Genomic DNA, 23806 nt, shown 5'->3' with positions numbered 1-23806 from the left:
ATTAATCACAATAAAAAGCTAGGACTTCCATATGCATGTGCGTTTAGGGGCATTGATGGTGGCCTTGTTGCTGGGTGGCTGTGCAGGTGGCCCGCCCAAGCCGGGTCCCGAAAGCCTTGACCTCAAGGAGACCCCGAGTCGACCAGAGGCGACCAGCACGGCCAGCGATGGCCGTGACCCGTTCCAGGGGGCCAACCGAGCCATGTGGGCGGTCAACTACGATGTGCTTGAGCCCTATGTGGCCCGCCCCGTGGTGCATGGCTATGCCCGCTATATTCCACAAGGGATGAAGGACGGCATCGAGAACCTGGTCGAGAACTTCAACGAGCCGAGCAGCATGGTCAACCACCTGATCACGGGGGATCTGAAGGGGGCGGGGACGAACCTGGGCCGCTTTACCCTCAACACGACCGTAGGGCTGCTGGGGATCTTCGATGTGGCCAGGCACACAGGGCTTGAGCGCAACAAGCTGGAACTCAATACTGTGCTGGGGCGCGCCGACATCGGCGATGGCGCCTATCTGATGGTGCCCGTCTACGGCCCGACCACGACCCGCAAGCTGGTGGGGGACACCATAGATACTCTTTACTTCCCGTATGCCTTGCTGACTTTCCCGTTGAAAGTAGCGCACTGGGCGCTGGATGGCCTGGGCACGCGTTCCAAGCTGATCGATCAGGAGCGGATCATCGACAACGCGCTCGATCCTTATGCCCTGACCAAGGACTTCTATCTGCAATACAACCAGAACAAGGTGACGGGTCGCCAGACCGAGCTCAAGCAGGAGCAGAAGGAGAAGGTGGACGACACCAATCTGGACGAGTACCTGGATGAAATCGATCAGTGATGCCACTGGTTGTGCAACAAAGGCGCCTGTGGGCGCCTTTTTCATCTTGGTGCCGCGAATGCCGGCCATAAAAAAACGCCCCGCAGTGCGGGGCGTTTTGGCAAGAAGCGGCTATCAGGCAGCCAGGTTCTTGGCCACGAATTCCCAGTTGACCAGAGTCCAGAAGGTTTCCATGTACTTGGGACGCAGGTTGCGGAAATCGATGTAGTAGGCGTGCTCCCACAGGTCGACGGTCAGCAGCGGGGTAGTCCCGGCTTCGGTCAGCGGGCAGCCGGCGTTGGAGGTGTTGACGATGGCCAGGGAGCCGTCGGTTTTCTTCACCAACCAAGTCCAGCTGGAACCGAAGTTGCCGATGGCAGACTTGGTGAACGCATCCTTGAACTCGGCAAAGGAGCCGAACGCCTTGTTGATGGCATCAGCCAGGGCGCCGGTCGGCTCGTTGCCGCCGTTCGGGGAGAGGCAGTGCCAGTAGAAGGTGTGGTTCCAGATCTGGGCGGCGTTGTTGAAGATACCGCCAGTGGAGGTCTTGATGATCTCTTCCAGGGACTTGCCTTCAAACTCGGTACCCGGCACCAGGTTGTTCAGGTTGACCACATAGGTGTTGTGGTGCTTGCCGTGGTGGTATTCCAGAGTTTCCTGGGAGATGTGCGGTTCCAGAGCATTGATTGCATAGGGCAGAGCGGGAAGTTCGAATGCCATTTTCTACTCTCCATTGGCTGGCCGTGCGAAGGCGACGGTTGCAAGACATTGCGTACTCTTTTCTATTTTGAAAAGAATTGTTCTTGAAATGATGGGACCAAACGGCCCAAAGCCCATCGATTGTACCAGCATCAAAGATGGGCTAACAACTCTTGATTCTCGCCATGACTTGGATCAAGCTGCGGCGTATTGATTCATCACTTCTTGCATCCGGGACGGTTTGTCAGTTTGTGGTCTGCCCGGATTGCAGTAGAATGGCCGCCGAAATCGCTCTAGTGAGGCACCTATGGAAACTATTGAAAAGATCAAACAGCAGCTGGCTGACAATCCCATCATCCTTTACATGAAGGGTTCCCCCAAGCTACCCAGCTGCGGTTTCTCTGCCCAGGCCTCCCAGGCTCTGATGTCCTGTGGCGAGCCGTTTGCTTACGTCGACATACTGCAAAACCCGGACATCCGTGCCGAGTTGCCGAAGTTTGCCAACTGGCCCACCTTCCCCCAGCTGTGGGTTGAGGGTGAGCTGGTCGGTGGCTGCGATATCCTGATCGAGATGTTCCAGGCCGGCGAGCTGCAGACCCTGATCAAGGAAACGGCCGCCAAGCACAAGCAGGATGACGCTGCCGCCGAATAAGGTCGCATCTGCATCATGCAAAAAGGGGAGCCAATGGCTCCCCTTTTTTTATTCCACGACTGGCATCAGGCGATGCGTTCGATCCGTGCCATGTAGAAGCCGTCAAAACCGGTCGCGGACGGGCTGACGGTGTGGTCATCCCGCAGACGATAGTTGTCGTTGGCAGCCAGGAACTTGTCCACCTGCTGGCGGTTCTCCTGGGGCAGGATGGAGCAGGTTGCATAGACCAGCAGACCACCGACCTTCACCATCTGGCTGTAGCGCTGCAGGATTTCTTCCTGCAGGGCGACCAGCACCGGCAGTCGCTCGGCGGTGTCGCGCCACTTGGCATCCGGGTTGCGCTTGAGTACGCCCAGGCCCGAGCAGGGCACGTCCAGCAGCACGCGATCGGCGGTGCCTTTGAGGCGCTTGACAGTCTTGCTGCTCTCGATGACGCGGGTTTCCACGTTGTGGGCACCGGCGCGGCGGGCGCGCTGCTTGAGGTTTTCCAGCTTCCACTCTTCCACATCCATCGCCAGCAGACGGCCCTTGCCGTTCATCATGGCGGCGATGTGCAGCGTCTTGCCGCCGGCGCCGGCGCAGGCGTCGATGACGCGCATGCCAGGCGTCACTTCCAGCGCGGCAGCCACCAGCTGGGAGCCCGCATCCTGCTGCTCGAAGCAGCCATCGGCAAAGGCCTTGGTGCGGAACAGGGCGGCGTCCGAGGTGACCTGCAGGGCGGTATCCACGCCTTCAACGGGAATAGTGGTGACATGCTCTTTGGCCAGAATGGCTTGCAGCTCTTCACGGGTGCACTTGAGGGTGTTGACCCGCAGGTAACGCTTGGGCATCCAGGCCAGGGCGGCGCGCTCGGCAGGCCAGGCCTCGCCGAGCTGCTCGCTGCCCAGTTTTTCCAGCCAGCTGGGGCAACCGTCCATCAGCACGGGGTTCTTCTTCGCTTCGGTCAGGCGGCGACGGAATGCCTCCTCATTGAAACGATCCAGGGTCGGATGGTTGGGTTGAGCTATCTTGTGAAAAGCGTGCCAGCTGTGCAGCAGCGGCCAGACATTCTTCTCGGCCTGACGTACCTGAATGCCGGTCAGGGCGCAATAGAGGCTGAGGCGACGCAGCAGATCGCCAGTGACCAGAGCAATCCTTGCCTGTTCTTGCGGTTTGAGTTCGATGCCGGAGAAGTGACGGGCATAGGCGCGGTCCAGAGTGAGACCCTGGCCCAGCACATCGTCAACAATGGCAACGATCAGGTCCCCGAAACGGGGCAACAGTGGGGATTTGAGCATGAGATTAACCTTGGTCAGATAAAGACGAACTGTCGTCATGGTGACACAGCTCTAAAACTGATAAATCCGCGCAATGATAGGGGCTAGACAGGGTTGGTGCAACACTCCCCATTCGGGGAATATACAGACGATGGCGCTGGACTAATCAGACCAGCAGGAAAATGATGCCGGTTGCAGTTCAGGTGAGTGCATTTAAAAGGACTAAAAAGATGCAGTTAATGAAATATTCTCCCTTGGCGCTGGTCGTGGCCAGCCTGATGAGTTCGGGTGGCCTCGCGGCCAAGGAGTGGAACACGGTGGCGGCGCGCGCCACGGCGGCGGACGGCTATGAAGTGCGGGCCAACCAGTTCCGGGTGGCCAAGGTGCCCCTCGATTACTTTGCCGGGCTGCAGGCCGGGGCGCGTCAGCTGACCCTGCCACTGCCGGACGGGGGTGAGGTGAGCTTCACCCTGCAGGCCTATGACCTGCTGCCTGCCGATCTTGCCGCCAGGTATCCCGAGATCCTGACCTTCAAGGGCCATAACCCGGCGGCGCCGGTGGAGACGGGTCGCTTCGACCTGGGCCCGCAAGGTTTCCACGCCATGTTCACCCACCAGGGCAAGACGGTGTTCGTCGACCCGCTGCGCAATGCCGAAGGCTATGCCGTCTATTACCAGCAGGATGCCTACAGCCGGCTGGAAGAGGAGGCCGACAAGGTGATCGGGGCCGACGCCAAAGCCCTGGCCCGCAAGGTGCAAGTGGATGGCAACGAGCGCAAGCGCTACATCATCGCCATCTCGGCGGCCGGGGAGTACACCCAGTTCCACGGGGGCTCCAAGGTGCTGACCATGGGCGCCCTCGCCACCCTGCTCAACCGGGTGAACGAGGTATATCAGCGCGATGTGGGGGCCGAGTTCCAGCTGGCCAGCGGCAATGACGCCATCATCTTTACCGATCCGGCGAGCGACCCGTTCAGCAATGACGACACTGATGTCGATGTCAACGGCGCGGTACAGGCCAATGCGCAGACCTTGCCCAGCGGGGCGCTGGGACCATTCGACATAGGCCATGTGGTCAACACGGGCGGTGGTGGTCTGGCCGGATTGGGTGTGCTCTGTACGGCCACCAAGTCGGATGGCATGACGGGTTCATCCACCCCGGTGGGGGATGCCTTCTTTATCGACTACGTGGCCCACGAGATCGGCCACCAGTTCGGTGCCGATCACACCTTCAACGGCACCACTGGCAGTTGTGGCAGTGACAACCGTGAGGCGGCACAGGCCTGGGAGCCGGGCAGCGGCACTTCCATCATGGCCTATGCCGGTATCTGTGGTGACGAGAACATCCAGCCCCACAGTGACCCCTATTTCCACAGCAAATCCATCGAGCAGATGCGGGCGCACATGGCGACCGTGCCGACCTGCGGCACCACGCTGCCCCTTGCCAACAACGCTCCCCAGGCGGCTGCCGGGGCCAGCCATATCATTCCCGCCAACACGCCGTTTGTGCTCAAGGGGGCCGGGGCTGATCTGGACACGGATCCCCTGACCTACACCTGGGAGCAGATTGATCTGGGCAACCCGTCCAGCAGCGCCCTCGACATGATCGATGACGGTTCCCGTCCGTTGTTCCGCTTCGTGTCGCCGACCAGCTCGCCGGAGCGGATCCTTCCGAGTCTGCCATCCCTGCTCTCCGGCTCGCTGGCCAAGGGCGAGGCCTGGCCCACCACCAACCGGGATCTCAACTTCCGGCTCACTGTGCGTGACGGCAAGGGCGGCGTCGCCAGCGATGACATGAAGGTGCAGGTGGTCAACACCGGCAGCGCCTTCCGCCTGACCAGCCCCCTTGGCGTTATGGTGACGCCGGGCGCCAGCCAGGCGGTCGGCTGGGATGTGGCGGGCACCAGCGCAGCCCCGATCAACTGCAGCAAGGTAGACCTGTCCGTGACTCAGGATGAGGGCGCAAACTGGGCGACCCTGGCCACCGGCCAGCCCAACAGCGGCTCGGCCACCGTCACCCTGCCGGCCAAGCTCACCAGCAGCGTCAGGTTGAAAGTGGCCTGCAGCGACAACATCTTCTTCGCCATCAGCCCGCTCAAGTTGCCTGTGGTGCAAAGTGGCGGCAACTCGGGCGGTGGTGGTGGCGGTTCGCTCGGTTTCTGGACACTGGCGCTGGCCCTGCTCGGCTGGCAACGGAGGCGGGCATGAGAGTCACCGGCTTGCTGCTGCTCACGCTGCTCGGGGGTTGTCAGGCAGATGCCGACACCCTGGAGCAGGCGGTCAGCGCCAGCCTTGCCAGGCAGGATTACCGGCTGATAGTGCGGGCCGGGCGTGGCGAAGTGGCGCCCGGCATTGCGACCGGTGAGCAGGAAGCGGCCAAGGCGCGCTGTGGCGTGCGCTATCTGGAGGGCTTGGGGGATGTCATCAAACCCGATCAGAAAGAGGCTCAGGCCAGGCTGAGGGCCTATGTGGCCGAATATAACCAGCGCATGCTGGCCCATTGTTCATCAGTTTCTGACGTCGGTAAGCAGTGAAAGTTCAGCCCGCTAACCTAAGTGGGGAATGCTCATACCAATCAGTAAAGGCGCCAATGGCGCCTTTACTTTTTTCAGTTGTTGAATACAGCAAGCTTGTTCCATCTGGGAGCGTTTTGACATTAGTAGTAGCAGAATTTTATGAATGACGGAGGTTTTGTGCAGATTTTCTTTTCTGCCTGTCATGCAGATCGTCCATTTGCGCTGCACCATACTCGTGATCACCAAGGTAGGGCAAGGAGGCTCTATGAAGCATGGTATTGCGGTGATTATCGCGAGTCTGTCTGTTCAGGCTGCAGCAGAACCTCAGTGGACCTTCATGAATGAGAGCGTCGAAAGGGGTCAGGTCTACGGTGTGCGAGCCGACAAGGCAAGAGTGGTTGTTCCGGATAAGCTTTTTGAACTAGGCAATTTTTCCACTGTGTTAACCGTGCCACTACCGGATGGCACTACGGTGCAGTTTGATGTTCATCCCAACGCTCTGCTCCCTGATGCGTTGGCCCAACGTTACCCCTCAATCCATACCTACAGTGGTACCGCAATCGACCATGTGACAGACACTGGTCGATTCGATGTTACTATGCAGGGTTTTCACGGCATGTTTACTCACAAGGGACGTACATTTTATATCGATCCGCTACAGGACGGTTTCTCCTATGCTGTTTATGAGCAGCAGGATGCTTGGCGGCGACAGGATGTGGATCAGGTTATTGATTTTTTTGGAGCCGATCGCGATCGAGTCGTGCTAGTCGATGGCAATTTGCGCAAGCGCTACACCATCGCCATCTCGGCAACGGGGGAATATACTCAGTATCATGGTGGAACCAAGGTCGCAGCGCTTTCGGCGATTGCAAGCTTGCTTAACCGGATCAACGGAGTCTATCGCCGCGATGTAGGTGTCGAGTTTCAGCTTGCGGCCGATACGGACAAGGTGATTTTCACCGATCCGGCTACGGACCCCTTTACCAACTCGACTCAAGATCTCGACACTAATCAAACCCAGCAGGCGTTGTTGCTGAATCCGACCTTTGATTTGGGCCATTTGCTGGCAACGTCAGGTGGCGGCGTGGCAACACAGAAGTCTCTGTGTAACCAGCTCAGTCGTTCCCGCGGTATGACAGGGGGATCACAGCCTACTGGTGATGCGTTCTTTATTGACTATGTGGCTCATGAGTTGGGGCATCAGTTGGGGGCCGAGCACTCTTTCAACGGCATGGCCGACAGTTGTGCCACTGGCCGTAAGGCTAGCTCTGCCTGGGAGCCGGGTAGCGGCTCGACCATCATGGCCTATGCCGGGATCTGTGGTGAAGAGAATCTGCAGATCAACAGCGACCCTTTCTTTCACAGCAAATCGATCGAACAGATGCGCACCTTGATGGCCTCTTTGCCCTCCTGTGGCACCAACCTAGCGCTTGCCAATAATGCACCAGTCGTGAATGCTGGTGTTGACAGAGTGATCCCCGCCAATACCCCTTTTACCCTTGACGGTAGTGCGCTGGATCTGGATGGCAACCCTCTGAGCTACACTTGGGAGGAGCTGGATCTTGGTAACGCATCCTATAGTCTGGTGACCATGGTGGATGATGGATCCCGTCCTCTGTTTCGCTTTGTCTCGCCAACCCAGGATCCCCACCGAACCTTGCCCGCTATGAGTTCCCTGATATCGGGTGTACTGGCCAAAGGGGAGGTGTGGCCGGCGACTAATCGCACTTTCCAGTTTCGCCTTACCGTGCGTGATGGTCAAGGGGCTGTGAGCAGTGATGAGATGGTGGTACAGGTGGTCAATACCGGCGCGGCATTTACCATTACCACCCCGCAGGTCGGCGCGATGGTGGCGGGTAGTACCCAGTTGGTGACCTGGAATGTGGCGGGGACCAATCAACCGCCCATTAACTGCCCCAGTGTCGATCTGGCGCTGACCCAGAATAGTGGGACCACCTGGGCCACACTGGCGAGCGGGCTTGCCAACAACGGCTCGGCCAGTGTGAAGCTGCCTGCCTCGCTGACCCGCACTGCTAGGCTGAAGCTGGCATGCAGCAATAATATTTTTTTCTCTATCAATGGGATAAAAGGTGATGCATCGGACACTACGCAAAGTGCAGCCATCATTACTAACAACAGTGGTGGCGGTGGCGGTGGTGGCGCTGTGAGTATTATCGTTATCCTCCTCATGGGAGGTGCAGCCGTATGGCGCAGATATTACGACTAGTTGCCGGTTTGCTGCTTCTGCATCTGTGCGAGGGGCAGGTTCTGGCTGAATCACTGACTGAGGTGATAGAGGAGAGTCTTGTCGCACAGGATTATCGACTCATTGTGCGTGGCGGGCGCGGTGGTATGGCTCCTGGGGTCGTGGCGTCACGGCAAGCAGAAGCCCGCATCCGGTGCGGGGTACGGTATCTGGAGGGATTCGACGATGTGATTGAGATGGGCAAGGAGGCCGAGTTCGAGCAGCAGGTTGACGATGCCACCCGATATAACCGACGGATGTTGGAAAAGTGCATGCCGGAGGCGATCGCAGGGCAATAGATGGCGCTCAAGCGCAGCGGGGAGGCGATAGCCTCCCCGCTGCGTTATGGCTTGTCACCGCAAGAGGGGCGGAGCACAATGCCTGCAATTATTCTCTCGATGGTCGTGGAGCCATTATTTATTTTAAGGAAAATCAAGATGATGGATGTGGCTGATCTGCGCCGTGAATACACCCGGGGCGGATTGCACCGGGCCGATCTGCCGGCCGACCCCCTGGCACTGTTCGAGAAGTGGCTGGCCCAGGCCTGCGAGGCCAAGTTGACCGATCCCACCGCCATGGTGGTGGCGACCGTGGATGCCGAGGGGCAACCCTGGCAGCGCACCGTGCTGCTCAAGCACTACGACGCCGAGGGCATGGTGTTCTACACCAACATGGGCAGCCGCAAGGCGCGCCAGCTGGAGGGCAATCCCCGCATCAGCCTGCTCTTCCCCTGGCATACCCTGGACCGCCAGGTGCACGTGACCGGCCGGGTGGAGAAGATAAGCACCTTCGAGGTGATGAAGTACTTCCACAGCCGCCCCAAGGACAGTCAGATAGCCGCTTGGGTTTCCCAGCAGTCGACCCGCATCTCGGCCCGCGGCGTGCTGGAGGCCAAATTCCTCGAACTCAAACAGAAATTTGCCAAGGGCGAGGTGCCCTTGCCGAGTTTCTGGGGCGGCTTCCGAGTGGTCATCGACACGGTCGAATTCTGGCAGGGTGGTGAGCACCGGCTGCACGACCGCTTCTACTACAGCCGGGAAGGGGAAGGCTGGCACATAGAGCGGCTGGCCCCCTGATCCCCCGTTTATCCTCTGCAATCCTGTGCTGACAAGGAGTCTGTATGCGTCTGTATGGCGATCTGAGATCCGGCAACTGTTACAAGGGGTGGCTGCTGGCCCGCTGGCTGGCATTGCCTCTCGACTGGGTCTCTGTGGATATCCAGGCCGGTGACACCCAAACCCCGGCCTTTCTGGCCATGAATCCCAACGGCAAGATCCCGGTGCTGGAGCTGGCCCCCGGCGATACCCTGGCGGAATCCAACGCCATCCTCTTCTATCTGGCGCAGGGCTCGGCGCTCTGGCCGGCGGAGCCGCGTCAGCAGGCCGAGGTGCTCAAGTGGCTGTTCTTCGAGCAGTACAGCCACGAGCCCTACATAGCGGTGGCGCGCTTTATCGTTCACTATCTGGGCCGGCCCGAGTCCCAGGAGGCGCGACTCGACGGCCTCAAGGCCGGTGGCGAGCGGGCGCTGGCGGTGATGGAGCAGCAGCTCAAGCGCACCCCCTATCTGTGTGGCGAGGCACCGACCATCGCCGATATCGCCCTCTATGCCTACACCCATGTGGCGGAGGAGGGGATCTTCTCGCTGCAGGGCTGGCCAGCCATCCAGGCCTGGATCGCCCGCATGGAAGCCCATCCTCGCCACTTGAGCCTGCCTGCGGCCTGTCAGGCCGGCTGATGGAGCTGCTGATTGAACGGGCGCTGTGGCAACCCCATTGGGCCCAAGTGCTGCAGGCCTGGCAGCACTTGGGCCATCGCTGGCAACTGCTGCTCAGCAAGGAGGCAGAGTCCCAGCTGGCAGAGGAGGATGATCTCTGGTCCACCTGCCGACCCGACGGTCTCCTCTCGGCCACTTCGCTGCTGGCCGCCTGGCTCGACGGCGATCTGCTCGCGGATGTTCAGGCGGACCCCAGCCGCCAGATCCTCATCAGCGCCTCTGCCTCCCTGCTGACCCTGGCCAAGGAGAGCGGTCTGCTTACCCTGGGTCCGCTCGGGGCCGATCTGGTGCTGACCGCGGACGACGACATGGGCGCCGTGCTCAACCGCCTGCTCGCCCGCCGTTTGACCGTGCCCCTGCTGCGTGAGCCCGCTGCTGCGTCCTCCTCGGCTGCGCTGGTGCTGCGGCCGCTGCTGGCCGACGACGAGGCCGCAGTGGTGCGCTACTGCGGTGACGAGGCGCTCTCCCGTTATACCCTCAACATTCCCCACCCCTACCCGCCGGAGGGGGCCCGTGACTGGCTCGTCGGCAGTTGGCGCAAGGCGGCACTGGGGCTGGGCTGGAGCTGGGCCATGACGCTGCCACAGGGAGATGGGGTGGCCCCGCTGGTCGGGGTGATCTCGCTGCACTGGAACGGCGAGCTGGCCTGGTGGGTCGGCGTCCCCTGGCAGAACCAGGGGCTGGCCACCCGGGCGGCGCAGCGGGTCAAGTCCTTTGCATTCGACACCTTGCAGCTGCCGGCGCTGACTGCGCGCCACATGCCGGGCAACCTCGCCTCCGGCCGGGTGATGGCCAAGCTCGGCATGCACTATCGCGGGCTGCGCGGCCGAACTGCCCAGCAGCCGTGCGAGGTGAGTTATTGGAGATTGGACAGGGCCATCAGCCTCCCCGAGCCAGTGAATCGACAACTGGCGCCCTGGCTGGCGGACGAGCGGGTGGCCGTGGCTGTTCTGCAGGGTGCCGATGCACAGACAGGGTTGGATCATGGCCGCTCGTCGCAACTCACCCTGTTTCTGGATGAGCAGGGTTATGATCCCGACTCGCCGGGGGTCGCCTCTGATGATGGGGCCTGGCTCGATGTCATCTGCTATCCGCTCAGTGAGCTGGATCTGGCCGAACCCGAGCGGCTGCCTCTGCTGGGTGGTGTGCTGCTCAAGGACAGGGATGAGCAGGGGCTTGCCTGCCTGCTGCAACTGGCCAGCCTGCGGCGTCAGGGGCCCGTCCTGCTCACCCGCGCGCAGCGACAGCAGCGGCTCGGCTGGATTGGCAAGATGGCGCGTCGCACCGGCCTGCCCGCGACCGGGGCCAGTGCCGGGGACGCGGTGGCAGGGCGCTATCGCCAGCTCTGGCTGCTGGTGGAGCTGCCTGCCCTCATCGATGAGCTGGCCGGGCATTGGCATCAGGGGCCCGAGCTGGCGCTGGCACGGCTTGAGCGAGAGGATGCCGAGCTGTTTGCGGCCTACCGCGAGGCCATTGACACCCTGACGCCGACAGCCTTGCTGGGGGTGCTGCGGCAACTTGCGGCTCGTTTTCCTGAGTCCACCCTCCCATTTCTGGACAAAGGTGCTCAGGCTGACCGGCACTTTGTGGAATAATGCCCGCTCTGCTGTACGAGGAGTAACGCTGTATGCTGAGAACCGAGCGCCCCGGCGACATGTTGCCGGTCTATGAACTGGTGAGCGCCGCCTTTGGCCGTTCCGATGAGGCCGAACTGGTCAACCGCCTGCGCGAGTGTGGCGCCGCCGTGGTGACCATGGTCGAAGAGGAAGAGTACGAGTTCATGGGGCACCTGATGCTGAGCCCGATCACCATTAACGGCCTGGAAGGGCCCTGGCTCGGTCTGGCGCCGGTGGCCGTGCATCCGGATTGGCAGGGGCAGGGCATTGGCTCGGATCTGGTGCGTGAGGGGCTGGATACGGCGCTGGAGATGGACTGGAAGGCGGTGGTGGTGCTCGGCGACCCGACCTATTACGGCCGCTTCGGTTTTCGTCCCGCCAGCGAGTTCGGCCTGCACTGCATCTACGAGGTGCCCGCCGACTGTTTTCTGGCGATGGAGCTGCAGGAAGGGGGTCTGGCTGGCATGGCCGGCGAGGTGCTCTACCACCCGCTGTTTGACGAGCTTCCCGAAGAACAATGAGCAAAGCAACGGCAGCCCTTTGGCTGCCGTTTTGTTATCTGAATGAGCAGCAAGCGCTTTGCCTTTCCCCCTCGAATAGCCGATGAGTCGCTGTTCTCCCCCGCTCCATCATCCTGGGCAGTATCCGCGACCATGCAACGCATCTTGGCCCCGTGTCGGGATATACGGAGCAAGTCGCCATATCCCTGAATATGACGGTGCTGACTCGCTGTCTGATTGCACGTCGTTGCATTTTTCCGGACGTGTTTCGTTGCAATATCTTGTTACAATTTTGCTCTCAGCAAGATCTGTTTTTGTCTAACGGGTAACACTTTCTGGTTTGACCTCATTATTGATGTTTGACTCAAATGAGGATGTAAAGGTAGGTTGTTGAATATATAAACAAGAAGGCCTGGTGCGATTGCCATGGCTTTAATTATTCATACCTGCCCTTGTCTTATATATATTAGTAGCGTTGCTGTCATATGCGTATCAATCATTCTGATGCGGTAACCTATTTTATTTTCTCACCGGAAAACAACAACCATATGCTCGGTCATGATGATATGGCCTGCCCGGCTATTGTCTGAAGATATCGATCAATCTGGAAAAACCATTGAGCACTGATAGGGATATATTATATGAAAAAACTTTCAGAAATAATCCATCGTGAAGTTTCACAGGGTCGTCGCGATTTCCTCACTTTCTCTTCCATGTCATTGCTTGGCTTGGCGGCGAGCAGCGTTTTTCCTGCCCCGGTGAAGGCCGCCATTTCTATCCTGAATAGTGGCACTTTCGCTGAACTGGATGCGATCGACTTTTACGTGATGGCGTCTAACCAGCCCGCCGTTGATTCAAATCGGGTCAACTTTGTACAAGAAACCGATGAGGCTCAATATCTTGCCCAGGTGATGTTTCAAGAGTTGATGAAATTCGAATTCCAGTATCAGAACAGCACATTAAGTGCAGACTTGGGCGCTGGCATGAAGCCTAATAATAATGTGCTGACAATGAGTGATGGCATCAACTCGGTCAATGCTATTTTCAACAGCAATCGACGCTATTTTACCGATAATATGGTTGAATATGTGAGTGGCTTGTTGCAGCACTCATATAGCAAACAAAAAGATGTCACAGTAGCTGACCGGAAGCTGTATAACTCTTGGGATATGGTGAAGGTAAATGCGAATATTAAGCAAGCAGAAAAGGGGGCGCAATTTAAAGAGATTATCGATCAGCTATACTCTGTCGCCACCCATTATTGTCAAAGTGGAAAGTTAACCGCCTACAAAGCAGGGGGCGAAAACTGGGCTCGTCAACTTATCGGGCACTACTCCAAGAATGAGGTGTTAGACGAACTTATCAGTTCTTTTAAAGTTCAGGAGTATGTGGGGTCAGGCTCATCGTTTGAAAAGGCGATGTGGAAAGTATATAACACCATCAATAAAACAAGAGCGCTCAATATCTCATCCGGTAGTCACATCTCCAGTGATGAGCTGAAAAAATTTGAACGCACCATGGCGGGTTCTGTTTACAGCGGGTTTGCCATGAACATGAGCTGGGGTCACCAAAGCGAGAAATACACAGTCTTGGCCAACAGGAGAAATTTCGATGATGTGGTGACCTTGTTGAGAAATGAAAGCGGTACTCAGCGCACCTTCTGGAACAATTTCTTCAACCAAAATAGCCCGGATAGCTTCTGGAATGAACTGAATAATATGAGCTTGAGAACGAGCACCTTGCAGGATGGGAATGCCAGGCAGCGTATTCTTCAAAGATATCCTGCTCTGGCAGGGGCGACGGGCAGTATGGCTCCCGCTGCCTTCTCCATAGATTCATTCCTTTCCGTGTTTACCTTGTTGCTGGGGGTGGGCAACTTTACTTGGTTGACGGCGACCGAGCGGGAGGAGTGGAGCAACCCTGTTCCTTTGATGGAGTTGGGGGCGGCCCTTTTTGATGTGACATTGAATCTGATCCAGCTCGGTCGCTTCCTTGATAAAGTGACCATGTTTATTTATGGCAATGGTGAAGGCATCATAAATAGCATAGCCATTAATATGGGGAAATTCAGTCAATTCTTGAGCAACCTTACAGCCAAAGGCCAGCATCTCACGAATGTGCTAGAGCGGCAGATAGCCAGCAAGATGTTTCTCGCCACTCAAAATATTGCTCGGGTTATCAATATATGTTTTATTGGATTGGCGGCACTGGGGGCGGCCCTGGCCGCGTATAACCTATATCAGGCTGTCGAGGGTGGGGATGTTGGGGATATTATATTTGCTGCAATAAATATGTTGGTCGCCACTGTGGCGTTGGGTATCGCCATTGCCTCTTTTATGGGGTTTGCCATTGCCGGCCCCTTGGGTATTATTATTGCGGTGATAGGCATAGTGGTGGCCATCGCCCAGTGGATCTACTCGTTACTCAAGAAAGAAGAGATCAAACCTACCCCAATCGCGAGATATACCAACGAATATATTAAACCACGAGGGCTTGAGTATGAAGATCTTGGTGCATATATTTGCCGGGTATCCAGTTACTGGAAGCGTACTCTGGTATGCGCATTCGATGCAAGGACCATGAATACCGATTGGGATTACGTCCCAAGTATCGCTGATCATGATAACCCGATTTATACTCAGCCAGGGGCATTGGTAACCTCCCCAAGAAATGGCAAGATTTATAACTTTGCCAATATTCAGAAGCCAGGCTACGGAAATATATCGAATTTCTTCACGGCGGGAGCCACAACACCAATCAGTAACTGGCGGCCGGGGAGTGATTTGCAGACCTGCTGGCATGCCGTTGAGAGTCAGGCAAGCAATAATAATCGCGCTGCAATATTCGTGGTTCTGGGCAACGGCTCGAGCTTTTCACGCGCCTTCTTGACCTCTCATCTGGAAGATGCCCCGACAAGTAGCAATGAGCTGACGAGTCAATTAAATCTAGAGTGGCAAGAATATCCGCTGGATGTGGTTGCCATCAATGGCCTTGATGAGACCATGTTCCTTATCTTCACTACCCGACACATCTATCAGGTGAAGGGTGGTGTAGCGCGCAGGATAATATCTGACTTTGTCGGTCAGCGCGATGCACCGATAACCTATGGTCTGAATGCACTGGCACTCGGTACCAACGTGAATTTGATCTATCGGTTAAATGGTCTGCAGGCTCCCGAGACCCGCTACCATTATCTGCTGACCCGGGATGACAATGGTGATTATACCAGTATGAAACTACTGCGGACCATCAATAATCCCATGTCCTCAGACTCGCCGATTGTTGGCAGGTTGTTCAAGAAAACCAACGATCTGGTTTCGCGGATGGACTTTATGTATCACGATGGCAAAAGTGGTTATGCGCGCTATGGTGCAATTATGAATAAGACTGGCGATGCCTCATTGTCATTGCACAATGGGGTTGAGTTTCAGGTGCCGGATAATGGATTCAGATCCTTCTACAAGAATGCATTTATTCCTAAATAACGCAGCCAGTACCCTCTCAATCCCTAGGCCATGAAGGGCCCGTATTGAGCGTGACAGTGCCGCAAATAAGCAGCGCCCTTATCGGCAAAACTCAAAAGCCCTCAGCGAGGGCTTTTTTATGTCATCCCACGCTCTGCACAGGGTCTTGCTCAGGCGCTGGTATCGAGCAGGTTACCCTTGCGATCCTCGGCACCCGTCATGCCCTCCAGCTGTTTTCCAAGCGGGCTCTGCCGGTATTGCAGGTAGTCGATGCGCACCTGCTGGCGCTGGTAGCGATTCTCCATCCGATAGATGTCGGTGGCGCTGGGGGCGGTTGTTTCACTGCTCTCCTGCCCGCTTGCTTGCAGGTAACGCTCCACCACGGCTTTATCCTGCTGGTGGGCGGTATAGGAGACTGCCATGGTTCTGCGGGCGCTTGCCTTCTCCTCGCTCTGCGCCTGCACCTCATCCTTCTTGTCCAGTGCCTGGTTGCGGGCCTGATTGATCTGCTCCGGCGTCACGTCGGGGTAGGAGGGATACTTGCTGTAATCGGGCAGCGGCATGGGCCGGGAGGTGATCTGCATGGTGACGCTTCTCTTCTGAACAGGGACGGACGCATGATACTGGTCCGGTTTCGCTCAAGAAAGCACCATCTGTTTGTTCGTCAAGAGTGGGTTCAGCTTCGCGAATCGATTGTTAATTGTACTGCCGCGGAGTAACAAAAAAGGCGCCATCAAGGCGCCTCTGTCGTTTCTGTCAGCCAGCCAAATCAGCTGAAGAACCAGTAACCACGGTTGACCAGACGGGTCAGCAGTTGCAGGAAACCGGCCTGATCGGTAAGCGTAACCATGTCGGCCTGAGTGATGATGTCCTTGTCACACAGCAGGGAGATGGCAGCTGCATCTTCGCTTGCCAGGGTCCAGGCTTCTCCGTCGATATAGCACTGCTGACTGTCGCCGCTGAACCAGACGGTACGCAGGCCAGGCACCTTGATGGCGGGCTCGCCCTGGGTCAGCAGGTCGGCCACTTCCTCGGCACTGTAGTCAGGCTCGACCGGATTGACGTCCAGATCGTGCTTGGCCTCGGAGATCATGGTGCCGAACCACTCCTTGAACAGGGTCTCGTCATCGAGGGCCTGCTGCATCAATTCCCGCAGACGGTGCATCTCATGGGGCAGGATCTCGCCGTGGCGGGCGCGGGGCTTGAGATCCCCATCGCCGTAACGCTCGGTGCGCACCTCGTTGTCGATCAGGTGATCGGCAAAGGAGGAGATGAGCGCCTTGGCATCCGGCGCCCGGAAGCCCACGGAGAAGTTCATGGAAGGCTCGATGGCGTAGCCTTCGTGGGGGAATCCAGGCGGAATGTAGAGGATGTCGCCCGGCTCCATGATGACGTCGATGATCGCCTCGAACGGTTCGCAGTGCAGCAGCGCGGCGTGGGCGGCAAACTCGTTGAGAGGCTTGGCATCGCCGACGCGCCAGTGACGCTTGCCCAGGCCCTGGGTGATGAACACATCGTAGTTGTCGATGTGGGGACCGACACCCGCATGAGGGGTGGAGAAGCTCACCATCACATCGTCAAAGCGCCAGCCCGGGATGAACTGGAACGGCAGTGCCAGCTCGTTGACCTCCGGGGCCCAGTGGTTGCAGGCCTGCACCAGTATGGTCCAGTTCTCTTCCCCCAGGTGATCGTAAGATTCGAAGGGGCCGTGGGCCGCTTCCCACTTGTTGTCGAAGCGGGTCACCAGACGGGACTCGATAACCTCTTCCATGGCCAGACCCGCCAGCTCGTCCGGGCTGATGGGATCCTGAAAATTCTTGAAGCCGCCCTTGATAAGGAGCGGGCGCTTCTGCCAGTAATGCTCGAGGAAGTGAGCGATATCCAGATTGAGTTCGTACATAGGTCTTCTCGTCAAAGGGTTCGACAAAGGTCAAGAGAGGTCTTGCCAGAGGCGGCTGCCGGCCTCGGGCAAGCCCTCTTGCAAACTGTGTATAGGGTGTCACATAAAATAACCGGGGCCCTGTTGCAGATCATGCACAGGGCCCCGGTAACGTCATTTATCCGCTTATTTCAGCAGATCAACCAGACGCTGAGCCTGACCGATATAGTTGGCCGGGGTCAGTTTCTTCAGCTCGACCTTGACCGCTTCCGGCAGTTCGAGGGTGTCGATGAAGGTACGCATGCCTTCGGCATCGACGCGGCGGCCACGGGTCAGCTCTTTGAGCTTCTCGTAGGGCTTCTCGATGCCGTAACGGCGCATGACGGTCTGGATCGGCTCGGCCAGCACTTCCCAGTTGGCATCCAGATCGGCGGCCATGGCACCGGCGTTGGCTTCCAGCTTGGAGATGCCCTTCAGGGTCGCCTGATAGGCAATCAGGGAGTAACCGACCGCCACACCCAGGTTGCGCAGCACGGTCGAATCGGTGAGGTCACGCTGCCAGCGGGAGATGGGCAGCTTGGAGGCCAGGTGCTGGAACACGGCGTTGGCCAGACCCAGGTTGCCTTCGGAGTTCTCGAAGTCGATGGGGTTGACCTTGTGCGGCATGGTGGAGGAGCCGATTTCGCCCGCCACAGTGCGCTGCTTGAAGTGACCAAGTGAGATGTAGCCCCACACGTCCCGATCGAAGTCGATGAGGATGGTGTTGAAGCGGGCCATGGCGTCGAACAGCTCGGCAATGTAGTCGTGCGGCTCGATCTGGGTGGTGTAGGGGTTCCAGTTCAGGCCGAGCGAAGTGACAAACTCCTCGGAGAACTGGTGCCAGTCCACTTCCGGATAGGCGCTGACGTGGGCGTTGTAGTTGCCGACCGCACCGTTGATCTTGCCGAGGATCTCCACCGCCATGATCTGCTTGAACTGGCGCTCCAGGCGATAGGCGACATTGGCCATCTCCTTGCCCATGGTACTCGGGGTGGCCGGCTGGCCGTGGGTGCGCGACAGCAGCGGCATGTCACGGTACTCGTGGGCCAGACGCTTGAGCTCGCTGATGAGCTTCTCGCAGTAAGGCTTGATGACCTCGTCACGGGCGGTTTTCAGCATCAGGCCGTGGGAGTTGTTGTTGATGTCTTCCGAGGTGCAGGCGAAGTGGATGAACTCGCTGACGGCGGCCAGCTCAGGGTTCACTTCCACCTTCTCTTTCAGGAAGTACTCCACCGCTTTCACATCATGGTTGGTGGTGCGCTCGATCTGTTTGATGCGGGCGGCGTCCGCCTCGTTGAAGTCGCTGACGATACCGTCGAGCAGGGCGTTGGCGGCCGCGCTCAGGGCAGGGACTTCCGGGATCCCGGCGTGGCTTGCCAGTTTCTGCAACCAGCGAACCTCGACTTCGACGCGAAAACGCAGCAGACCGAATTCGGAGAAGATGGGACGCAGGGCATCGGCCTTGTCGCCATAACGACCGTCAATCGGGGAAACAGCAGTCAGCGCGGACAGCTCCATGGGGTGAACTCCTGATGTGTGTGGGGGTTAGAAACTCAAAAACGTTTGGCCAGTTCCACCATCTTCTTGCGAGCGAAGATGATCTGGGTGCGGCTGCCGCCGAGCTGGCGCCACAGCACGCAGGCACGTATGCCCGCCAGCAGCAGGGCGCGCACCTTGTGCTGCACCAGCGGCTGTTGCAGGAACAGCGGAGTGCCCGCCACCTGGATCCTGGGGCCAATCGGGCTGATAAGATCGCTGTAGATGCTCGCCATGTTGGCCAGGATCTGCTCGTCGAGCAGATCGAAATGCTGTTGCTGGCGGCCGATCTGACCGATCCGCTCCCCCAGCATGTTGAGTATGTCCTTGCGCTTGGCCAGCTTGCGCTCCAGCGCGATCAGGCTGACCACATAGCGGGTCAGCTCGGCGTTCTTCTGGCTGCCGTCGGAGCCCAGCTGTTCGACCAGGGCGCGATAGCCATCACGAATGGCCAGGTGGTTGCCGAACACCTCCAGCGGCTGCTTGGGGTCGGTCACCAGCACGCTTTGCAGGCTCTCGCGCAGCGAGGCCTCGTCGCAGCTGCCGTCGCGGGCCACTTTCTGTACCAGATAGGCTGCCTGGCAGATGCCGGCAAAGGCCATGGTTCTGTCTTGGAATTTGTCGCTCACGTTCGCGGCCTTCTGTTAATTATTCAAAACACATTCAAGCCCGCGGGCCGAATGCGGTCTGCAAAGGGCCGCGCGTTGCGGCCCTCGTTGTTCATTTATACCGGGTGGCTGAAACGCTGTTCTATGATGCCGCCGCCCAGGCACACTTCCCCGTCATAGAAGACGGCGGACTGGCCCGGGGTCACCGCGGCCTGTTTCTCGTCGAAGATGACCCTGATGGTCTCATCGTCGATGGGCTGAATGAGGCAGGGAATATCCTGCTGGCGGTAACGGGTCTTGACGGTGCAGCGGATCGGGGCGCGGATCGGGGTGCGATCCACCCAGTGCAGCTGGCTGGCAACCAGGCCGTCGGAGTAGAGGCGGGGATGCTCGCCCTGCGCCACCACCAGCACGTTGCGCTCGACCTCTTTGTCGACCACGTACCAGGCCTCTTCGGTGGCGTCTTTGCGACCACCGATGCCGAGCCCCTTGCGCTGGCCCAGGGTGTGATACATCAGGCCCTGGTGCTCGCCGATCACCTTGCCGTCCACGGTTTCGATGGGGCCGGGCTGGGCGGGCAGGAACTTGGCCAGGAAGTCCTTGAATTTGCGCTCACCGATGAAGCAGATACCGGTGGAGTCTTTCTTCTTGGCGGTGATGAGATCCAGCTGCTCGGCGATGCGGCGCACCTCCGGCTTCTCCAGATCCCCGACCGGGAACAGGCTCTGACCCACTTGCTTCTCGCTCAGGGTGTAGAGGAAGTAGCTCTGATCCTTGTTGCTATCCAGACCGCGCAGCAGGCGCGGGTGGCCGGTGCTGTCGTCACGGCGCACGTAGTGGCCGGTGGCTATGTAGGTGGCACCCAGCTCTTCGGCGGCAAATTCCAGGAACGCCTTGAACTTGATCTCCTTGTTGCACAGGATATCCGGGTTCGGCGTGCGGCCTGCCTTGTACTCTTCGAGGAAGTGCTCGAACACATTGTCCCAGTACTCGGCGGCGAAATTGATGGTATGCAGTTTCATACCCAGCTTGTCGCAGACGGCCTTGGCATCAGCCAAATCCTGGGAGGCAGAGCAATACTCGTCCGTGTCGTCTTCTTCCCAGTTCTTCATGAACAAGCCTTCGACCTGATAACCCTGCTGCTGCAGCAGGTAGGCCGAGACGGAAGAATCCACGCCGCCGGACATGCCGACGATCACCTTGATTTGGCTGTTGTCTGTCATTAGTCGAAGTTACCAGTTCGTTTAAACGGGGCGTATTCTACCAGAATTTCGCGCCCCCGGTCACATATCCATGCCCTGGTTCCCATCGGGAGCGCAGCGGCAGGAAATCGTTTTTCTATTTGTCGGCACCATGATGAAAAAATGGTGCCAAACGACCTCAGATGGCCTGTTCACTATCTGTCACGAGAAGCCGGAAGCTCGGTAAAGAGCAGCGCAGGAACCTGAGTGTGTAAATACACATGAGCTTTCCTGATTACAAACAAGCGAGCAGCACATGAGCCTTGATCACGGCCTCGCAGCAAGATCGTGGGCAGGCTCTCAAATAAAGGCCTTGAGGGCCGACAGGGGCAAGCGGGTGCCCCCCAGATAGTCCTGGATGCACTGCCACACCAGCGGGCTGCGCAGGGCCGGTTTGCACTCGGCTATCTCCTCCAGGGTGAGCCAGTGGCAAGCCAGCACGTCGCCGTCAGGATCCTCTGGATGGTGCTTACCCGGCGCCTTTTCAAGGTCGAAGATGACGGCGGTGCGCACAAAGGTGGCCTCGCTGTCGGCCGGTTTGAACAGATAGGTGCCGAGCCAGGCGCTGGGGGCGGCGGTCAGACCCGTCTCCTCTTTCAGCTCGCGGCAGGCCGCTTCAATCAGGTTTTCGCCCGGTTCCACATGGCCGGCGGGTTGATTGAAGCGGCGCTGGCCCTTGATCTCCTCCTCCACCAGCAGGAAGCGGCCCTGCCAGTGCACCAGGGCGGCAACCGTCAATCTGGCTTGCATTCTCTCTTCCATCGGCGGGTGCTTGATCATCATGACTCCTTGTCTGTGGTGTGACGGGCGGGACGGCGGGCTGTGCCGCGACCGCTGCTGCGGGGCTTGCCGCCGGTCGGGCTAGTGGTTGATGCGGTGCTGCGGGGCCGTTGATCCCGTCTCGGTTGGTTTGCCCGCCGTGGCGCCTCGCCTGCCGGTTTGGCTGCGCTGCCATCCGAGCGGGGTGATGAGGGTTTGCGCTGGCGCTGGGCCGGCGCCAACTCGGGGGCGGGCAGGCTGCGGCTCTGCCCGGGGGCCAGCCCGTCTTCTTGCCAGTTACCCAAGTTCCAGTCGCCGATGGCGTAGCGAATAAGGCGCAAGGTGGGGTGACCGATATGGGCCGTCATCCGTCGCACCTGACGATTGCGCCCCTCGATGATTTTGATCTCCAGCCAGCGGGTGGGGATCTCCTTGCGCTCGCGAATGGGGGGAGTGCGCGGCCACACAGCGGGCTCGTCCATGATGCGCGCCTCGGCGGGCAGGGTCATGCCGTCGTTGAGCTCGACTCCGGCGCGCAGGGCGGCCAGCGCCTCCTCGCTTGGGATCCCTTCCACCTGCACCCAGTAGGTCTTGGGGGTCTTTTCCCCCGGCTGGGTGAGGCGCGCCTGCAGCTTGCCGTCGTTGGTGAGCAGCAAGAGCCCCTCGCTGTCTCTGTCCAGCCGGCCCGCGGCATAGATGTCGGGCTCCTTGATGTAATCCTTGAGGGTCTCCCGCCCCGCCTCGTCGGTGAACTGGCAGAGCACCATGTAGGGCTTGTTCAGCAGCAGCAACTTGCGATCGGCGGGGTCCACCTGCGGTTTCTGCCCGGCCTGTTCAGCCTCGTGTGCGTGCCGGGTGCCGGCCCGCGAGCGGGCAAGACCGGGCCGGTTGGCGTCATCCTGTGCGGTGCGGCCGGAGGCGGTCGTGCGGCCTTGGAGGGAGAGACGGGGGCGGGCAGATTTCATCGCATGCATACCAAAAACAGGGGATGGCGCAGTGTATCACAGGGGGCCGAGTGGATGGGGCATGGGGATGCGCTCACCCGGCAGGCCAACGCCCTGAGGGCAATGAACGGGGTGAATTGCACCCTATTCAGAGCATCTCAGCTCAGCAGCCCTTCGATGACGATGGCCTGACGGGCGGGGGCCGAGCCTGCGTGCAGCAACGCCGTGCTGACTACCTCGTCCATCATGGCGCGGGCCAGCCGGGTGAGGGGGCGCAACTGCTCGGGGGCGAGCCCGGCCGGGATCGCCAGCAATATGATGGTCTGCACAGGCCCGAGCGCCGATCCCCACTCGATGGGCTCGGCGCAACTGAGCAGCGAGAGGGCGGGCTGGCGGATGGCGGGGCAGATCACGTGGGGCATGGCGAGGCCGGGCCGGATGATGGTGGCGGCGATCTGTTCGCGCTTGGCAATGGCCTGCTCAAGCATGGGCCTGTCGCGCACCAGCTCGACGGGCAAGAGATCGACCAGCATCCTCAGGGCCAGGGATTTGTCCAGCGATGCCATCGCGTGCCCCAGCTGGGCGAGGGAAAAACAGTAGTCGGGCAGCGCCTGGCCAAGGCGCTGCTCGGCCTGGGCGGCGGTGGCGGGGCGGCCAAGGGGCTGGCCCAGCTCCACGCACCAGCAGGTGAAGGCCATGTGGGCCAGCTCGGCATCCAGTCCTTCGATGAGCAGCAGACAGAGATCGCCGGGCTGGGTGGCCAGGGTGAGCAGGGAGAGCTGGTTGGTCGCCTCCACCGTCTGGCGGCGGCTGACGTTGATGAACTGGATATGGGACTTGAACAGTCCGGCCAGCCGGCTCAGCTGCTTGGCCTGGGTGATGGTCAATCCCAGCTGGCAGAAGAAGGTGAGCTCGCGGGTGAGCATTCAGGCGTCGACGGTGGCGGTTTTGAGCACGGCGTTGGCGTCCAGCAGCACGGATTCCAGCGATACCTGGCGAACCCGGCAGCCGAGGAAGCGATCCTTCTGCTCAATCTCGATGTCGGAGGCGATCAGCACCAGATCGGCGCAGGCGATGTCCCGCGCGGTGAGAATGTTCTCCAGTCCCATGGCGCCCTGGGTTTCAACCTTGATCTTCAGCCCCAGCTTGTCGGCGGCTTTTTGCAGCGCCTCGGCGGCCATGTAGGTGTGGGCTATGCCGGTGGGGCAGGCGGTGACGGCGAGGATCTTCATCGGTTCTCGAAGCAAAGAGAGGTG

Annotated in this window: 22 protein-coding genes; 11 read left to right on the top strand and 11 right to left on the bottom strand. The window is 59.2% G+C overall.

Annotated elements, in window-relative coordinates; genetic code table 11:
- Positions 1 to 31: 31 nt before the first annotated feature.
- Positions 32 to 844, top strand: coding sequence for an MlaA family lipoprotein (locus tag IU367_RS15020; protein ID WP_274452327.1), 813 nt, complete (start codon positions 32 to 34; stop codon positions 842 to 844).
- Positions 845 to 958: 114 nt separating this feature from the next.
- On the opposite strand, the gene sodB is transcribed toward IU367_RS15020, so the two are convergent.
- The gene (gene sodB / locus IU367_RS15015; RefSeq protein WP_274452326.1) at positions 959 to 1543 is read right to left on the bottom strand and encodes a superoxide dismutase [Fe]; all 585 of its coding nucleotides are present in this window, start codon (positions 1541 to 1543) and stop codon (positions 959 to 961) included.
- Positions 1544 to 1829: 286 nt separating this feature from the next.
- Between sodB and IU367_RS15010 the strand changes: the two genes are divergently transcribed.
- A complete protein-coding gene (locus IU367_RS15010) occupies positions 1830 to 2174 on the top strand; it encodes a Grx4 family monothiol glutaredoxin (protein WP_043134716.1) in 345 nt (114 codons plus the stop codon).
- Between the two features lie 65 nt (positions 2175 to 2239).
- Here the strand turns inward: IU367_RS15010 and IU367_RS15005 are convergent, their stop codons facing one another.
- Positions 2240 to 3451, bottom strand: a complete 1212-nt coding sequence (locus IU367_RS15005; protein WP_098984593.1) for an RsmB/NOP family class I SAM-dependent RNA methyltransferase — start codon at positions 3449 to 3451, stop codon at positions 2240 to 2242.
- Between the two features lie 209 nt (positions 3452 to 3660).
- On the opposite strand from IU367_RS15005, the gene IU367_RS15000 reads away from it, so the two are divergent.
- The 9 genes from IU367_RS15000 (at position 3661) to IU367_RS14960 (ending at position 15565) form a co-directional block, all read left to right on the top strand.
- Positions 3661 to 5637, top strand: coding sequence for a reprolysin-like metallopeptidase (locus IU367_RS15000; RefSeq protein WP_274452324.1), 1977 nt, complete (start codon positions 3661 to 3663; stop codon positions 5635 to 5637).
- The gene (locus IU367_RS14995; protein ID WP_274452323.1) at positions 5634 to 5963 is read left to right on the top strand and encodes a hypothetical protein; all 330 of its coding nucleotides are present in this window, start codon (positions 5634 to 5636) and stop codon (positions 5961 to 5963) included. The genes IU367_RS15000 and IU367_RS14995 overlap by 4 nt, the downstream gene beginning before the upstream one ends.
- A gap of 247 nt (positions 5964 to 6210) precedes the next feature.
- On the top strand, positions 6211 to 8172 hold the full coding sequence (locus tag IU367_RS14990) for a reprolysin-like metallopeptidase (RefSeq protein ID WP_274452322.1): 1962 nt from the start codon (positions 6211 to 6213) through the stop codon (positions 8170 to 8172).
- Positions 8151 to 8489: a hypothetical protein gene (locus IU367_RS14985; RefSeq protein ID WP_274452321.1), complete on the top strand. Its 339-nt coding sequence runs from the start codon at positions 8151 to 8153 to the stop codon at positions 8487 to 8489. The genes IU367_RS14990 and IU367_RS14985 overlap by 22 nt, the downstream gene beginning before the upstream one ends.
- A gap of 138 nt (positions 8490 to 8627) precedes the next feature.
- Entirely contained in the window at positions 8628 to 9266 is a 639-nt protein-coding gene (pdxH, locus tag IU367_RS14980) for a pyridoxamine 5'-phosphate oxidase (protein WP_274452320.1), read from the top strand.
- 44 nt (positions 9267 to 9310) lie between these two features.
- A complete protein-coding gene (locus tag IU367_RS14975; protein ID WP_274452319.1) occupies positions 9311 to 9925 on the top strand; it encodes a glutathione S-transferase family protein in 615 nt (204 codons plus the stop codon).
- On the top strand, positions 9925 to 11559 hold the full coding sequence (locus IU367_RS14970) for a GNAT family N-acetyltransferase (RefSeq protein ID WP_274452318.1): 1635 nt from the start codon (positions 9925 to 9927) through the stop codon (positions 11557 to 11559). Before IU367_RS14975 ends, IU367_RS14970 begins: the two co-directional genes overlap by 1 nt.
- A gap of 32 nt (positions 11560 to 11591) precedes the next feature.
- Complete coding sequence (locus IU367_RS14965) at positions 11592 to 12101, top strand: GNAT family N-acetyltransferase (RefSeq protein ID WP_016350073.1); 510 nt, start codon at positions 11592 to 11594, stop codon at positions 12099 to 12101.
- 620 nt (positions 12102 to 12721) lie between these two features.
- Positions 12722 to 15565: a hypothetical protein gene (locus IU367_RS14960; RefSeq protein WP_274452316.1), complete on the top strand. Its 2844-nt coding sequence runs from the start codon at positions 12722 to 12724 to the stop codon at positions 15563 to 15565.
- A gap of 149 nt (positions 15566 to 15714) precedes the next feature.
- Here IU367_RS14960 and IU367_RS14955 read toward each other — a convergent pair whose 3' ends face one another.
- From IU367_RS14955 to IU367_RS14915, 9 genes are all read right to left on the bottom strand, one after another.
- Positions 15715 to 16128, bottom strand: coding sequence for a hypothetical protein (locus IU367_RS14955; RefSeq protein ID WP_274452315.1), 414 nt, complete (start codon positions 16126 to 16128; stop codon positions 15715 to 15717).
- A gap of 185 nt (positions 16129 to 16313) precedes the next feature.
- Complete coding sequence (locus tag IU367_RS14950) at positions 16314 to 17444, bottom strand: ribosomal protein uL16 3-hydroxylase (protein WP_098984585.1); 1131 nt, start codon at positions 17442 to 17444, stop codon at positions 16314 to 16316.
- A gap of 165 nt (positions 17445 to 17609) precedes the next feature.
- Entirely contained in the window at positions 17610 to 18980 is a 1371-nt protein-coding gene (purB, locus tag IU367_RS14945) for an adenylosuccinate lyase (RefSeq protein WP_274452314.1), read from the bottom strand.
- A gap of 35 nt (positions 18981 to 19015) precedes the next feature.
- The gene (hflD, locus tag IU367_RS14940; RefSeq protein WP_043557589.1) at positions 19016 to 19627 is read right to left on the bottom strand and encodes a high frequency lysogenization protein HflD; all 612 of its coding nucleotides are present in this window, start codon (positions 19625 to 19627) and stop codon (positions 19016 to 19018) included.
- A gap of 95 nt (positions 19628 to 19722) precedes the next feature.
- Positions 19723 to 20829: a tRNA 2-thiouridine(34) synthase MnmA gene (gene mnmA, locus IU367_RS14935; protein WP_274452313.1), complete on the bottom strand. Its 1107-nt coding sequence runs from the start codon at positions 20827 to 20829 to the stop codon at positions 19723 to 19725.
- A gap of 318 nt (positions 20830 to 21147) precedes the next feature.
- On the bottom strand, positions 21148 to 21627 hold the full coding sequence (locus tag IU367_RS14930) for an NUDIX hydrolase (RefSeq protein ID WP_274452312.1): 480 nt from the start codon (positions 21625 to 21627) through the stop codon (positions 21148 to 21150).
- Positions 21627 to 22571, bottom strand: coding sequence for a pseudouridine synthase (locus tag IU367_RS14925; protein ID WP_420796484.1), 945 nt, complete (start codon positions 22569 to 22571; stop codon positions 21627 to 21629). The genes IU367_RS14930 and IU367_RS14925 overlap by 1 nt, the downstream gene beginning before the upstream one ends.
- Positions 22572 to 22708: 137 nt before the next feature.
- Positions 22709 to 23476: a PTS sugar transporter subunit IIA gene (locus IU367_RS14920; protein ID WP_241324545.1), complete on the bottom strand. Its 768-nt coding sequence runs from the start codon at positions 23474 to 23476 to the stop codon at positions 22709 to 22711.
- Positions 23477 to 23782, bottom strand: a complete 306-nt coding sequence (locus tag IU367_RS14915) for a PTS fructose transporter subunit IIB (protein WP_241280296.1) — start codon at positions 23780 to 23782, stop codon at positions 23477 to 23479.
- Positions 23783 to 23806 lie beyond the last annotated feature (24 nt).

The sequence above is a fragment of the Aeromonas bestiarum genome, assembly GCF_028751155.1.
GTDB lineage: Bacteria > Pseudomonadota > Gammaproteobacteria > Enterobacterales > Aeromonadaceae > Aeromonas > Aeromonas bestiarum.
This window is presented reverse-complemented; position numbering and strand designations above follow the sequence as displayed.

Bases quoted from the DNA above. Each gene is read 5' to 3' on its own strand.
- pdxH (WP_274452320.1), top strand. From the start codon at position 8,628: ATGATGGATGTGGCTGATCTGCGCCGTGAATACACCCGGGGCGGATTG.
- mnmA (WP_274452313.1), bottom strand. From the start codon at position 20,829: ATGACAGACAACAGCCAAATCAAGGTGATCGTCGGCATGTCCGGCGGC.
- IU367_RS15005 (WP_098984593.1), bottom strand. From the start codon at position 3,451: ATGCTCAAATCCCCACTGTTGCCCCGTTTCGGGGACCTGATCGTTGCC.
- IU367_RS15000 (WP_274452324.1), top strand. From the start codon at position 3,661: ATGCAGTTAATGAAATATTCTCCCTTGGCGCTGGTCGTGGCCAGCCTG.
- IU367_RS14955 (WP_274452315.1), bottom strand. From the start codon at position 16,128: ATGCAGATCACCTCCCGGCCCATGCCGCTGCCCGATTACAGCAAGTAT.
- IU367_RS14960 (WP_274452316.1), top strand. From the start codon at position 12,722: ATGAAAAAACTTTCAGAAATAATCCATCGTGAAGTTTCACAGGGTCGT.
- IU367_RS15010 (WP_043134716.1), top strand. From the start codon at position 1,830: ATGGAAACTATTGAAAAGATCAAACAGCAGCTGGCTGACAATCCCATC.
- IU367_RS15020 (WP_274452327.1), top strand. From the start codon at position 32: ATGCATGTGCGTTTAGGGGCATTGATGGTGGCCTTGTTGCTGGGTGGC.
- IU367_RS14950 (WP_098984585.1), bottom strand. From the start codon at position 17,444: ATGTACGAACTCAATCTGGATATCGCTCACTTCCTCGAGCATTACTGG.
- IU367_RS14975 (WP_274452319.1), top strand. From the start codon at position 9,311: ATGCGTCTGTATGGCGATCTGAGATCCGGCAACTGTTACAAGGGGTGG.
- purB (WP_274452314.1), bottom strand. From the start codon at position 18,980: ATGGAGCTGTCCGCGCTGACTGCTGTTTCCCCGATTGACGGTCGTTAT.
- sodB (WP_274452326.1), bottom strand. From the start codon at position 1,543: ATGGCATTCGAACTTCCCGCTCTGCCCTATGCAATCAATGCTCTGGAA.
- IU367_RS14995 (WP_274452323.1), top strand. From the start codon at position 5,634: ATGAGAGTCACCGGCTTGCTGCTGCTCACGCTGCTCGGGGGTTGTCAG.
- IU367_RS14930 (WP_274452312.1), bottom strand. From the start codon at position 21,627: ATGATCAAGCACCCGCCGATGGAAGAGAGAATGCAAGCCAGATTGACG.
- IU367_RS14970 (WP_274452318.1), top strand. From the start codon at position 9,925: ATGGAGCTGCTGATTGAACGGGCGCTGTGGCAACCCCATTGGGCCCAA.
- IU367_RS14990 (WP_274452322.1), top strand. From the start codon at position 6,211: ATGAAGCATGGTATTGCGGTGATTATCGCGAGTCTGTCTGTTCAGGCT.
- IU367_RS14985 (WP_274452321.1), top strand. From the start codon at position 8,151: ATGGCGCAGATATTACGACTAGTTGCCGGTTTGCTGCTTCTGCATCTG.
- IU367_RS14920 (WP_241324545.1), bottom strand. From the start codon at position 23,476: ATGCTCACCCGCGAGCTCACCTTCTTCTGCCAGCTGGGATTGACCATC.
- IU367_RS14915 (WP_241280296.1), bottom strand. From the start codon at position 23,782: ATGAAGATCCTCGCCGTCACCGCCTGCCCCACCGGCATAGCCCACACC.
- IU367_RS14925 (WP_420796484.1), bottom strand. From the start codon at position 22,571: ATGAAATCTGCCCGCCCCCGTCTCTCCCTCCAAGGCCGCACGACCGCC.
- IU367_RS14965 (WP_016350073.1), top strand. From the start codon at position 11,592: ATGCTGAGAACCGAGCGCCCCGGCGACATGTTGCCGGTCTATGAACTG.